Origin of the sequence: Chitinophaga agri, from assembly GCF_010093065.1 — a bacterium.
Taxonomy (GTDB): Bacteria; Bacteroidota; Bacteroidia; order Chitinophagales; family Chitinophagaceae; genus Chitinophaga; species Chitinophaga agri.
Genome location: NZ_CP048113.1, coordinates 1,552,962 through 1,566,069 on the forward strand (window position 1 = coordinate 1,552,962; position 13,108 = coordinate 1,566,069).

Here is a 13,108-nt window from a genome sequence, read left to right on the forward strand (position 1 = left end):
GTCTAAGCGCTACAGGAACTGAGGTGTGCCCATATCAAGCGGGCCATTGACCGGCCAGGGACCATCAGGAACAGCCAGTGCGGCATGCGGCCAGGCCATCCATTTATCACGTGACATGCCCGCGGCAGTCACCAGGTTGTGCAGGACAATAGAAAGATCATCCAGCCGCCATACATCCTCATTAGGGTCGTTTTCCTGACCAGCAGACGCTGTGATCGCCTCCTGACCTGTCCTTGACAATACAATCGTCGAACAGGGTGGACTCCAGCAACCCAGTCCACCGAAGACAGCCTGCAACCTGGCCGCTACCTCAATTCCCCCGACAGAATCCATCGTCACAGCACTGGCAACCGGCTTTCCAAAAAAGGCAGGTGTATTTTCAAATGCAGTGGTCACTTCAATAAAACGCTGGAGTGGTGAACTCCAGTTATTCCAGTATACACCGGTGATCACGAGGATCGCATCACAGCTCACCAGCAGGTCATATACAGTACCTACTGTTGGCATGGGGTCTGTCAGGGTTAGTAGTATTGCTTCCTGCTGCAACTCTTCCGTGAGCACTGTAGCAGCGGCTTTCGCTAATGCGGCCGAATTACCGGTTGTCCCGCGAAGGGACCCATTAATGATCAGTATCTTCTTCACTATAGGTATCATTTGTGCTGGCACAAAGAGATTTATTTATCAGCATCTATTTTCATGGTCTTAGCTGATGCTTGTCCATGATCTCCCTCACTTTCGACAGGTGATGGTCATCATGTTCTGCTACAAAGTAAGCCAGGTCAATTACCCGCATAGGTGTTTTCAGGCGGGGATGTAGTGCAGTCCTTTCCAGCTGTTCATCACTCAGCATAAGCAACTTTCGTACAAAAGCGTCCCGTTGCTCCCTGAACCGCTGAAGAAGGATAATCGTTTTGGTCGCATTATGGTCTGCCTGATGTGTGATCTGATTTGTCAGATCAGCGACCCTAAATGTAGCAGCGCCATCTACCATATCATCTATTCTTCCTGACCAAAGTGGTTCAAGATCTCCCAGATGCCCTATTTCTTCTTTAATGCTCCATTTTCCAGGTTCTTTTACAGTCAGCAGCTCTGCATCCAGATTGCCAGTTATTTCCTCTACGCGGGCCGGTGTACCACTAAGCCGCTCAATGATGGCAGGTAGCAAACCATTATCCGCTATGACGGGAAATACGCGCTGAAACCATTCCGTTCTTTTCATGGTAAACGAATATGTAAGATCTCAAATGTATGGAAATTTAACATCTTACCTCCTTTCGCCGCTCCCGAGCGATCGGAAAACAGCAAAAGCATATTTATGAGGCCGGTTTATATAAATCAGATTCATTATATTTGGGTTGTGTGTAAATTAACTATCCTTCAGGCAGCCCTGCCCCTTTTACTATCCTGTGCAGATGTGCCTGACCAGCAAGCCATATCGAAAGATACGATCGTCTATACCGACGATTCCCTGATGAACGCCGTTGATACAAGTATCACGGTGAACAACTCCAGTATCAAAACGGGTCTACTCATGCCGGACGAGCTGATCACCTATGCCAGAACGCTAAAAGGTATCCGCTATAAATATAGCTCTACCGATCCGAAGAAAGGGTTTGACTGCTCCGGGTTCATTACCTATGTGTTCAACCATTTCAACATTGGCGTACCCAGAACGTCGGCTGGCTTTACGAATGAAGGAACGCCGGTGACGCTGCAGGAGGTAAAACCAGGAGATCTGATCCTGTTCACGGGTACAGACAGCACTATCAGGACTGTAGGCCATATGGGCATCATCACGCAGACAGGGGATAGCGTCGTATTCATCCACTCCACTTCCGGGAAGGCGAACGGCGTAACAGAGACAACCCTCAATCCTTATTACATGGGCAGATTTATGAAAGTGATCAGGGTCTTGCAACAGCAGCCGTAACGCAATCTGCAAGTGTATGACAGACGGATATGAAAGTTGTTCTGCCCGTAAAAGCTGGACAATATGTTTTGCATATCCTTGTATTAAAGAGTGGTTGATAACTGCTTGTAATTACCACCACGCCGGAGGTATAAAGCGCGGTGGTAAACCGGAACAGTTCTTCATTGCTTACAGTGCTGCGACATTCACATCGTCAATGCTCACCAGACAGTCATATGACCGTACGCCGATCGCCCCTTCCTGATAGGTATCATCTGTTACAGCAATGATAGCAGCAGCCCCATGATCGAAGTACACTTTAATGTCAGCACCTTTTGCCACTACCCTGATAGGATAGTTCTCTCCTGTTTTCAATGGTTGCTGATATTCCTTCAGCAGTTGCCATTTTCCCCCGGATGATCTACCCAGCTGGATCTTTCCATTAACCGCATCCAGTCCCACGTAATAGCCATTATAGGCGTCCGCACCGAGATTCACATCGGTAACCCTGAAAATGATACCGCCGTTTCCACCCGAAGTAAGTCTGATAGTTGCCTCATAGCTGAGGTCACTGAAATATGTGTTGGAGGGAATTGATTTAACGCCGTGTATACCGTATCCCCACGAACCTTTATTGGACGCAGCATGTATAGCGCCATCCTTTATGTACCACTGACCATAGTTGATCCAGGTGTTCAGTGTGGATGTACTGAAGTTGTCGCTGAAGGTGGTGGCCGCAGACCTTGGTGTACCTAACACCGGGAAATTACTGATCCTGATGTTTTCCGTACCATAAGGAACGAGTGTGATCTCTTCTGTCTCCTCATTTGAACTGACAGGGCTGCCCGGTACTTCCGCTGCATGCATCTCGTTACCAGCTACCTTCCAGGACGGTAGTCTCCGCGCAGTGAGGCGCAGGCTTACTGGTGTGACCGACTGCTCAAACGGATTGTCCGGCATGGGCTGCTGTTGCACTTTCACGGCTGCTGCTGGTTGCTGACGGTCTATCTCCAAAGCGTAGTTCCAGTCGGAAACTGGTTTTACTTCGTAGTCAAAGAAACCTTTTACCGGATGTGCCTTACGTACGGCGTATTTAGCATCGATCTTTAATGCATATACCAACGGACCTCGTTCAACCGTCACTGACTGATTCACCTGATCAGTGATGCTCACTCTCATGGGAAAATGCAGCACTACCTGATCCCCCTTCTTCCACGTTCGCTTCAGTGTATAGATACTGCCCTGTTCCACTCCTGGCTGTTGTTTCCCATTCACCCGCACCTGAGGTGCATCACACCAGCCAGGTATGCGTAATATTAACGGAAACGCTGCTGTTTTCTCCGGATCTACCTGAATGGTGATCTGCTCTTCAAAAGGGTAGTTAGTGACCACGTTGAGCCTGGCATTAATACCATTGGACACCACCGCGTTCACTTCCACCGGCGCATAGGCGATCACCGCCAGTCCTTTATCCGGTGTGGCTACCCAGCTATTCTTTACAAAGTAAGGCCAGCCCATGTGCATATTGTACCGGCAGCAGCCCATACCTGAATAAGGACTGAGCAGTATACCGCCATCATAGTCTTCATCAAACCCGCTGTTCCCATGTTTGCAAAACAGCTGATTCGGCTGTGTATAGTATAAATGCGACTTAATATCACGGCTAAACTGAGCCGGCAAAACGTTAAATGCGATCTTCTCCAGCCGGTCTCCCATCGCTGCTTCGTGAATGATCCTGGCAGCAGTCTCCAGGCTCTGCATCCATTCCACCACGGTACAGGTCTCCACCCCCTGAAACGAACTTTTTCCGGAAAGAAACTCTGTACCTGACGCAATGATACCTGCCAGTCCGTGGTCTCTGAGCAGGTGGCTCATCCCCTTCCCGGTTGCCTGCTGATATACAGGGTCGTGATTCAGTTGCCCGTAGACCGCAGGGAACTTAAGCGCCTGCCCGACGCTAACACTGTGTTTGGTGTGAAAATCATCTCCGAAGTGATAAAATGCATTATTTGTGAATATACTTGCCCAGGGATACGCCTGCTGATCCAGTTTCCGTGCGAGATCAAGCAGGAAGCGATCGCCTGTTTTGTTATACAGCCAGAATACTATTTCAATATTATCTGCTGTTCTGGACTTACTCCATTCATACAAGGGGATCGTATCCAGACTGGCCAGCTGATATTTGAAATAACGGGTCAAAAAAGGTATCACCTGCTGATCGCCGGTCGCCTCGTAATAATTCTGCAGGGCATACATCATCGGCATCCTGGGCCACCAGTCTTTCATGGTCGCCGGGCCAAAAGAACCATCCGCACGCTGATGTTCCAACGTCCATCTGATCCACTTACATGCCCGCTCTTTCAGTGCAGGATCATCCAGTGTATAAGCCAGGGCCGTTAAGCCCTTCACATAATAGGGTACCCGCTCCCATCCTGAACCGGTGCCTCCCAGCCAGTCTGAATCAGGTCCCAGATTCTCCGGCTCAGGGTAGAGTTCTTCGGCATGACCGGTAGCGCCATCTCGCTGTAACTCCAGTTGTTTGAGCAGCCAGCCTTTGGCCTTAATGCTGCCTAACGGTAATTGTACGTGACTCTCCCGGGATAATGGCGCCCGGTTATACGCATATGCAGGCGTACGCCTGATCTGTGCCTGTGAAAATAACGTGGTCCCAAGTATCAGATAGGTAAATAATGTGGATCTTAGCATAAGTAGTACCTGTAATTAACGTGTTATTTCATCAAATATAATCGGTTCAAAAAAGATTTACCTGCTATTTCGGATAGGCGTGCCACCAGATGATAAAAAGAAATAAGTAAAATCCCATTCCATGCCTCGACCCTTCAATATATAATTTTAAATGCATCGGTTCACCTTTACGACATCGGGAAAAAGATTTACGACATCCGGAAATTCAACCGCACCCGGCTGCAGGCAGAATAATTTTAACATTTCTTTGCATGAGTTTAGAATCAAGATAAATAGATATGAAAAAATTACTACCTGTTTTCTTCATGCTTTTTCTGTCACTCAATATACTTGCACAACAACAACATGGCAGTCTTAGCGGAGTAGTAACAACCAAAAACGGCAGTCCTGTTGCGTATGTAACAGTGGCATTAAAAGGCACATCCTACGGTGCATCAACCACAGACAAAGGCTATTTCCGTATTAACCGTATCAACCCGGGTACCTACACTGTGGTAGTTACCGCTGTTAATATCAATCAGCAGGAAAAACAAATTACACTCACGGCAGGCCAGAACGAAACAGTGAACTTTGAACTGGACCTGAGTAACACCCAGCTGAAAGAGGTGATGGTCAACGCACGCAATAACAGTGTAAAGATGGACAACCCTTCTCAGTCACTTCGTTTACAGGAACCGCTGATCGAGGTAGCACAGAACATCCAGGTGATCTCCGGACAGTCTATTAAAGAACAGCAGATCATCAGTATGAGTGATGGTATCATTCGTAATGTAAGTGGCGCTGTAAGACTGGAACACTGGGGCGACCTGTATACCAATGTCTCCATGCGCGGCTCACAGGTACAGGCCTTTCGTAATGGCTTCAACGTCGTAAGTTCCTACTGGGGCCCGCTGACTGAAGACATGAGCTTTGTGGACCATATTGAGTTCGTAAAAGGACCTGCTGGTTTTATGTTGTCTAATGGCGACCCAAGTGGTTTATACAATGTGGTAACAAAGAAACCTACCGGCCAGACTAAAAACGAATTCAGCTACACCGTAGGTAGTTTCAACCTGAATCGTGCTACACTGGACATGGACGGTAAACTAAGCAAAGATGGTAAACTGCTATATCGCTTGAACCTCTCCGGACAGAACAAAGGTTCTTTCCGTGCCAACGAGTACAATGACCGTTATTCCATCGCGCCGGTACTCTCCTATCAGCTTGATGATAAAACAAAGATCACCGCTGAATATGTGTACCAGCGTGCTAACATGTCCGATGTAGGCTCTTACTATGTATTCAGCCCTTTCGGCTATGCCAGCCTTCCAAGAGATTTCAGCATGCTGCCTTCCGGTCTGCCCGCTACTAAAATAAACGATCATAGCCTTACTATTAACCTGCAACACCAGATCAATGATAACTGGAAACTGACAGCACAGGCGGCGTACTATAACTATAGCCAGAACGGTACTTCCATGTGGGTTGACTCAGTAGAAGCAGATGGCAGGTACTACAGGAACGCTGGTATCTGGGAAGCGAAAAGCAAGATGTCACTAGGCCAGCTCTTCTTAAATGGTAAGGTCACGACCGGCCCCGTTGTACACAAGATGCTGGCGGGTATCGACCTGGGTGATAAACGATATGTTGCGGACTACGCGCAGACGCATTCCCTGGATACCGGCTCCGCCCCTTTCGACCCTAAGGCACCTAACCTCGATAATCCCGCTAACGGCTATCCTGTGTATGACCGCACGTTAAGTCTGGAAGCGAGAGCTGCCAATGGTTATGGTCTGATCAATTCAAACTATACCAGTTTGTATCTGCAGGATGAATTAGGTTTCTTTGATAATAGCGTGAGACTAACACTGGCTGGCCGTTATACCTATGTAAAACAGTCTAACTTCGGCGCTACTCAGAAGGCGAATCACTTTACGCCCCGCCTTGGATTAAGCGTGTACATTGATGACTATACCTCTGTCTATGGTTTGTATGACCAGGCATTTACCCCGCAGTCAGGCAGGGTGAGTGTTGGTAAATTAAAACCCCTGACAGGTAACAATATTGAGTTTGGTATCAAGAGAGACTGGCTCGAAGGAAAATGGAATACCACAGTAGCCGTATACCGGATCCTGAAAGAAAATGAACTGACGGCCGATCCGAATGCGCCTGCTAACGCAGGTCTCAGCATCGTATTTGGTCAGCGCAGAGCACAGGGTGTGGAACTTGATATCCGTGGGGAATTATTACCTGGCTTTGACGTAACGGCTAACTATGCATTGACGGAAGCAAAAGTAAGCAAGGTAAACCCAGGTGTATCTGAATCAACCGGTATCAAAGTTGGTGACATTGTACCTGGTTATTCCAAACATGTGGCTAATGCCTGGTTGAGCTATAAACTGCGTACAGGTGTACTGAGAGGTGCGGGTATCGCTGGTGGCTTCACGTATCAGGCAGGTCGTCAGACGGACACCTGGAGTGTAGGTCTGCAGAAACTGCCTAACTACTTCAAACTGGACGGCGGTCTGTTCTGGGAAGGCAGCAAAATGCGCATCACTGCAAACGTGCTTAATATCACTGACAAATATCTCTACAGTGGTTCCTACTATGCAGCTTTAGGTGCGTACTACTGGCAGGCAGAGCCTCCGCGCAACTACCGCCTGTCCGTTTCCTACAAATTCTGATCACGCTTATAATAAAGATCCCCCGGTCTGCTGAAGGCCGGGGGATTGCTATTTGTACAAATAGTCGTTTATAATGGCCAGATACGGCCTACTGACCTTAAAAGATCTTCGCACGTTCTATGTGATTGTGCGCGCACCACTCCTCCATTTTGAGCGGCTTCTCATGCTCCCCTTCTATCAGGCCATCCAGCAGATCCAGCAATGGCTCAGTAAGAAAAATGCCCCTGCCATCATGCCCGTCATTGAGCAGATAGAACCGTTCTTCTGACTGCTGTAATGCCAGCTGGTCATTGACCATATCCGCAAATCGCTGTGCCGCCTCCAGCCATGCCTGATCCTTTTGCCTGTTGAAGATGATATACTTTTTTCCGTTAATAGTGATACGGTGGTCAAGCCACTTATTCCCTGCATCCCATTCCTCTACATGATCAGTTATTTCCATACGGATATTCATTTTATCAAACAGGGACTGCATTTCCTTCAATGCCGCAGTAAAACCACCTGTCTCATACAACGCTTCATTATCAAGAATAAAATGCCTGGGGTCTTTTTTGGCAAAGGGCGGCCTTTCTGCTATCACAAAAGGAAAGTATTTCCTTTCTGCCAGACTGCTGGCTATTTCTGTTTTAAGCTGGTGATGATCTGCTTCCGGAGCATATTTAAAATATTCCAGCGATTCCAGTTGCCGTATAATTTCCTGCTCCTCCTGACTGATAACAGTAATGTCTTTCTTTGCGTCTGCGCCGTGTGCAGGCTTTCTTCTGAATAAATCAAATAAACCCATGTGTATTCCTTTTCGGATGATAAAGATCGGATTGTTTCTTTAACCACCCAAACAGGACACTACCTCCCGGCAGCTACCATCTGCTCCACCTTTTCCTGTATTCCCTTTGTAAATTTAATGGCAAGGGATTGCTTCCAGTAGCTGACAGCTTTTGTGGTATCACCTGTTTCTTTGTAATAATCGCCCATACTGTCATACGTATTAAAACTGTCAGGGAAGTAGGTAATATTCAGCTGAAAGAACATGGCTGCTTTTGCAAAATTCTTCCTGGCCAGATGCTCGTAGCCCAGACGATTGAACTCCCATTCATAAGGCAGAACAGTATATCCCATCTCTTTACTGAGGGTACTGTAGTGAGAGACGATCAGCTGACGAAGAGAGTCTGTATTGGGAGCGCTGTCCGTATAGAGGTAGGTAGGAAAGAAATACCGGCGGAATATTGACCGCAGGCCATCATACTGTGCGACCACCGGAAGGGTATTATGATAATCATTCTCATAATACCTGTAAGACCAGTTAAGATGATTCTCCGGGTGCCTGAGCAGCTTGTCTCTCAGCTGGAAGATCGCGGCGGTATGTATGGAGCCCATGGCATTATCTTTTTTGACCTGAAAGGTGTCCAGCGCCTGGTTCATGGTGTGCGCGATGGCCAGGTAAAACCGTTTGCCGGTAAAGTCCTGCTTGCCCAGCACATCATCTATATTTTTCAGTATTTCGCTGTTGCTGAAAAACAAACTGGGATCAGAAGCGATATAGGCATTAAACATCGCGGGATGATGTAACAGGGTATGAACAACCATTAATCCTCCCGCCGAGTGACCGGTATAGATCCTGTAGGGAGCGGTGGGATATTTACGGTCAATGTAGGAAAACAGCTCTTTTTCCAGGAAGGCTGTGAACCGTTCGCCACCGCCGGTACCAGGCATTTTCGGATCGGCAGATGGTGTTAGATCGCGCATGCGGTTTTGATTGGAAGTGGCAATGCCCACGATGATCATCTGAGGCATGGCAGTAACACCGTTAAGACTTAGCTGCTGGATGATCGTTTGCAGATAAGCAAAGTGCGCATCCCCGTCCAGTACATATAGTACCGGGTAAGCAGGCATTTTGAAATAATTTGTATCAACAGGCGGACAGTAGATCCAAAGCTGTCTTTGTTCCTTCAGTACATCAGAATAAACACTGTCTGCCTGCCCGAAGGAAACCAGGCTGTTGGGGGACTGTGCAAAGATGGCAACCGGCAATAAAAGTAGCAAGAGGATCAACTTTTTCATGGATTTTCTTTTAATAGCAATGTCGAGAGAATCTTCCAGTACCTGCTGAATATGTGATATAAGCACTCCTAAATGGGACGGAAAGTTGCGCGGAAAATGTGGCCAACTAATTTGGCACAATTTTCTTACATATATCTATATACTTTGACATGTCCGGTGAAATGCCTGAATGTTTATCATAAGGCAACATGTTGATTCCCAATATATTGTATTCTCTGAATGTTTAAATGATCTGTATTACTTAATGGAACGACCACAACCATTCATCGCATCCACCATGAAAAACTGCGGTGAAGTGGGAAAACTAATCTACACCTACAACTGGGCCGCCACACCACTCGGACCATTGGACAACTGGCCAACGGCACTGCGATTCTCCTTAAATACGCTATTACATGCCAATATACCTATGGTGCTCTTCTGGGGTGAACATGCCTATTGCTTTTACAACGAAGCTTTCCGCCTTATCCTGCCGGACGGGCTGGAACAAACACTACGCCTTGGTCAGCGAGGTGCGGAGAGCTGGCAGGATGCATGGGATAAGATACAACCGACTATTAACCAGGTGTTGCGCGAAGGCGCATCCTCATCCAACACGCTCATACCCGTTCAGTTCCGTGGACACGGAAATACAAGCGAAGTTTGCAGGATGGGTCATTTCAGTCCGGTACATGGTGAAAATGGTATACCAGCTGGCGTACTCGTGATCTGCGCGGCGATGCCAGCGGGTGACAATCAACCCAGCCAGCCTATCAACGGAGAACAACACTTCCGGGCCATCATGGAACAGGCGACTAATCCCATTTTCATCCTGAAAGGTGAGGATATGAAACTGGAAATAGCGAATGAAGCTATATTCAATATCTGGAAAGTCGGTAAAGAAGCCATTGGAAAACCATTTCGGGAAATACTGCCGGAAATGGAACAACAGGGTTTCCTCGACATGCTAAAGGATGTATATCATCATAACAGGACTATTACCGGCAAAGAGCTGCCGGCTGTATTCAACCGCGCCGATGGCTCAACAGAAAAGCTCTACTTTAATTTCGTTTACCAACCTTATAAAGATATCGATGGCACGACAAGCGGTGTGCTCGTCATCGCAAACAATGTAACAGAACAGGTAGTCGGCCGGAGGCGGATGGAGGAAAGCGAACAACGGTTCAGGGCACTGGTGATGGCCACTTCTGATGTAGTGTACCGGATGAGTCCCGACTGGACAGAAATGCGGAACTTAAGAGGCCGCGGATTTCTGTCCGATACGGAAGGCCCTATACACAACTGGCTTGAGAAATACATTCATCCTAAAGATAAACAACGGGTGCAGGACATGATAGACCAGGCAGTAGCCACCAAAAGCATCTTCGAACTGGAGCACCAGATAAGAAAGATCGACGGAGCACTCGGATGGACATTTTCCCGTGCTATTCCGATCATGGATGAAAATGGTAACATCATTGAATGGTTCGGCACTGCCAGTGATATCACACAACGGAAAGCATTTGAAGAGCAGGTTAAAGCTACACGGGATCAGCTGTCAGCCAGCCAGCGACTCTATGACGCCATTACTGGCAGCACGCCCGACCTGATCTATGTATTTGACCTGCACTATAACTTTATCTACGCCAATAAAGCACTGCTAACCATGTGGGGCCGCACCTGGGAAGAATCCGCAGGCAAAAAACTGCTGGATATCGGTTACGAGCCCTGGCATGCCGAAATGCATGAACGGGAAATCGATCAGGTTATTGCTACCAAAAAGCTGATCCGGGGAGAAGTAGCATTCCCGCATGCAGTAATGGGTAACAGGATATATGACTACATCTTTGCGCCCGTTCTGAATAATGAAGGTGACGTGGAAGCCATTGCCGGCACCACACGCGACATCTCCGACCTGAAGGTGGCGGAACAGGCACTAAGCCAGAGCGAAGAGCAGTTCCGTACCCTGACACAATCGCTGCCGCAACTGGTCCTGACAGCCGATGAATCCGGCGCCTGCAACTTCTTCAATCAGCAGTGGTATGATTATACAGGCTCACACCTGGAAGATACTGCCGGTGACGGATGGATGACCTACATCCACCCTTCTCACCGTACCCAGCTATCTGACAGATGGAAGCTGAGCCTTACCAGCGGAGCGCCATTGGCTTTTGAATTCCAGTTAAAGGCCAGAAACGACTGTTACCAGTGGTTTTATATTGTCGGTAATCCTATTAAAGATGAACAGGGCAACATCCTGAAATGGGTGGCTGCGCTGACGAATATTGAAGAGCAGAAAGCTGTAGAGGAAAGACTGGAACAGTTAGTGAACGAGCGTACCCGGGAGCTCACCCGATCAAATGATGACCTTCAGCAATTTGCACATGTGGCATCACATGATCTGAAAGAACCCGTGCGTAAGATCAAGACGTTCATTGACCGCCTGGAACACGATACAGGCTCACAATTATCTGCAAAAGGAAAGAATTTCCTGGCCAAGATCAATACTGCGACGGACCGAATGTATGCTATGATCGAAGGTGTGTTAAACTATTCTTCTGTTGACACGGCCGGTCAGGTATTTTCTCTGGTGGATCTGAACGAAGTGTTCAGCAGTATTGAACTGGACCTTGAGATACCTATGCACCTTAAACAGGCTAAACTTGTACATGACCGTCTGCCAATAGTGAAAGGTTCGCCTGTACTGATCTATCAGCTGTTTTATAACCTGATCAACAATTCCCTGAAATTCACAGCTGAAGGTACTCTCCCACTGATCACCATTACTGCGGCACGGGCGTTTCATGAGCAGCAGGAATACATACAGATCGATGTGAAAGATAACGGGATCGGGTTTGACCAGACACAGGCACAGCATATCTTTAACAGCTTTACAAGACTGAATTCCAAAGATAAATATGAGGGTACCGGGCTCGGTCTGGCGCTTTGCAAAAAGATCGTAGAGAGACTTCACGGCTTCATTACTGCCACTGGCTTTCCTGGCGAAGGAGCGGTGTTCAGTATGCTGCTGCCCACCTGACAGGAAACCCTTTAACGGACCAACATCGCCCGTTAAAGGATCCATCACAGCCGGTAGCTGCACCATGGTGGTCACCTTTGCATCGCTACAATTCCATTATCTCTGGTAGCTTTTCAGTGGCGTATTCTATCGCCTCTACAGGAGACAGGAAACGCTTAGGACTATCTCCTCCGTCCGTAAATAATTTACCCGGCATTTTACCTGGCTCATGTGAGCTTGCTGCTACAGGAGGCTCCTGCATGTTATAGTATGCAATAAAATATTCTGCCGGAATAATGTCAGGATTGCCATGCTGTGCATCCAGCGCCTCTACTATTACCCACACGGATTGCCCGTTTATTGTCAGTTTCTCGGTCATAGATGTCATTTTACATCAATACCACATAATTGTGCCAGTCCTGGCCGGATTATTGACGCCTCCCGGTTAAAAATATTTTATGATGGATCCAGCTAAGAACTATAAGCCTATCGATTGTGACTATTACGATCGTCTCGAGGCATGGGCAACAACAAAAACACCGTCTACTATTATTTATCAGGATGAGACTGATGGGCAACAATCTGTTGCTGCAGTGATCGCAGATGTCTACACCAAGGATAAGGTGGAATACCTGAAAACAGATGCTGGAAAGGTGATCCGGTTAGATACACTGATCTCAGTAAATGATGTGCCCGTACCTGGTAAATAAGATATCATCTGTTAAAAAGGTCTCCGGAGTAACTATCCGGAGACCTTTCTTTGTAAACTATTTA

General features: G+C 47.5%; 10 protein-coding genes. 4 read left to right on the forward strand and 6 right to left on the reverse strand.

The features are described from left to right. Positions 1 to 9 precede the first annotated feature (9 nt). Positions 10 to 642, reverse strand: coding sequence for an NAD(P)H-dependent oxidoreductase (locus tag GWR21_RS05735; RefSeq protein WP_238430211.1), 633 nt, complete (start codon positions 640 to 642; stop codon positions 10 to 12). Between the two features lie 52 nt (positions 643 to 694). Next, positions 695 to 1,219: a DinB family protein gene (locus GWR21_RS05740; RefSeq protein ID WP_162330813.1), complete on the reverse strand. Its 525-nt coding sequence runs from the start codon at positions 1,217 to 1,219 to the stop codon at positions 695 to 697. Positions 1,220 to 1,357: 138 nt separating this feature from the next. On the opposite strand from GWR21_RS05740, the gene GWR21_RS05745 reads away from it, so the two are divergent. Further along, the gene (locus GWR21_RS05745) at positions 1,358 to 1,930 is read left to right on the forward strand and encodes a C40 family peptidase (RefSeq protein ID WP_162330814.1); all 573 of its coding nucleotides are present in this window, start codon (positions 1,358 to 1,360) and stop codon (positions 1,928 to 1,930) included. A gap of 168 nt (positions 1,931 to 2,098) precedes the next feature. Here the strand turns inward: GWR21_RS05745 and GWR21_RS05750 are convergent, their stop codons facing one another. Continuing rightward, positions 2,099 to 4,615, reverse strand: a complete 2,517-nt coding sequence (locus tag GWR21_RS05750) for a beta-L-arabinofuranosidase domain-containing protein (protein ID WP_162330815.1) — start codon at positions 4,613 to 4,615, stop codon at positions 2,099 to 2,101. A 278-nt stretch (positions 4,616 to 4,893) separates the two neighbouring features. On the opposite strand from GWR21_RS05750, the gene GWR21_RS05755 reads away from it, so the two are divergent. Next, positions 4,894 to 7,278 (forward strand): TonB-dependent receptor, encoded by a 2,385-nt coding sequence (locus GWR21_RS05755; protein WP_162330816.1) that lies wholly within the window; start codon positions 4,894 to 4,896, stop codon positions 7,276 to 7,278. 97 nt (positions 7,279 to 7,375) lie between these two features. On the opposite strand, the gene GWR21_RS05760 is transcribed toward GWR21_RS05755, so the two are convergent. Continuing rightward, positions 7,376 to 8,062: a hypothetical protein gene (locus GWR21_RS05760; protein WP_162330817.1), complete on the reverse strand. Its 687-nt coding sequence runs from the start codon at positions 8,060 to 8,062 to the stop codon at positions 7,376 to 7,378. 59 nt (positions 8,063 to 8,121) lie between these two features. Then, the gene (locus GWR21_RS05765; protein WP_162330818.1) at positions 8,122 to 9,336 is read right to left on the reverse strand and encodes an alpha/beta hydrolase-fold protein; all 1,215 of its coding nucleotides are present in this window, start codon (positions 9,334 to 9,336) and stop codon (positions 8,122 to 8,124) included. Between the two features lie 244 nt (positions 9,337 to 9,580). Between GWR21_RS05765 and GWR21_RS05770 the strand changes: the two genes are divergently transcribed. Beyond that, positions 9,581 to 12,355, forward strand: a complete 2,775-nt coding sequence (locus tag GWR21_RS05770; RefSeq protein ID WP_162330819.1) for a PAS domain-containing sensor histidine kinase — start codon at positions 9,581 to 9,583, stop codon at positions 12,353 to 12,355. An 85-nt stretch (positions 12,356 to 12,440) separates the two neighbouring features. On the opposite strand, the gene GWR21_RS05775 is transcribed toward GWR21_RS05770, so the two are convergent. Next, entirely contained in the window at positions 12,441 to 12,713 is a 273-nt protein-coding gene (locus tag GWR21_RS05775; RefSeq protein WP_162330820.1) for a hypothetical protein, read from the reverse strand. Between the two features lie 79 nt (positions 12,714 to 12,792). Between GWR21_RS05775 and GWR21_RS05780 the strand changes: the two genes are divergently transcribed. Next, positions 12,793 to 13,044 carry a hypothetical protein gene (locus GWR21_RS05780; RefSeq protein ID WP_238430213.1) on the forward strand — a complete coding sequence of 84 codons (252 nt, stop codon included), beginning with the start codon at positions 12,793 to 12,795 and terminating at the stop codon, positions 13,042 to 13,044. Positions 13,045 to 13,108: the final 64 nt, after the last annotated feature.

What these genes read in the sequence shown, in the direction of transcription:
- GWR21_RS05780 (WP_238430213.1), top strand. Translation starts at nt 12,793, where the DNA reads ATGATGGATCCAGCTAAGAACTATAAGCCTATCGATTGTGACTATTAC.
- GWR21_RS05770 (WP_162330819.1), top strand. Translation starts at nt 9,581, where the DNA reads ATGGAACGACCACAACCATTCATCGCATCCACCATGAAAAACTGCGGT.
- GWR21_RS05750 (WP_162330815.1), bottom strand. Translation starts at nt 4,615, where the DNA reads ATGCTAAGATCCACATTATTTACCTATCTGATACTTGGGACCACGTTA.
- GWR21_RS05760 (WP_162330817.1), bottom strand. Translation starts at nt 8,062, where the DNA reads ATGGGTTTATTTGATTTATTCAGAAGAAAGCCTGCACACGGCGCAGAC.
- GWR21_RS05775 (WP_162330820.1), bottom strand. Translation starts at nt 12,713, where the DNA reads ATGACCGAGAAACTGACAATAAACGGGCAATCCGTGTGGGTAATAGTA.
- GWR21_RS05755 (WP_162330816.1), top strand. Translation starts at nt 4,894, where the DNA reads ATGAAAAAATTACTACCTGTTTTCTTCATGCTTTTTCTGTCACTCAAT.
- GWR21_RS05765 (WP_162330818.1), bottom strand. Translation starts at nt 9,336, where the DNA reads ATGAAAAAGTTGATCCTCTTGCTACTTTTATTGCCGGTTGCCATCTTT.
- GWR21_RS05740 (WP_162330813.1), bottom strand. Translation starts at nt 1,219, where the DNA reads ATGAAAAGAACGGAATGGTTTCAGCGCGTATTTCCCGTCATAGCGGAT.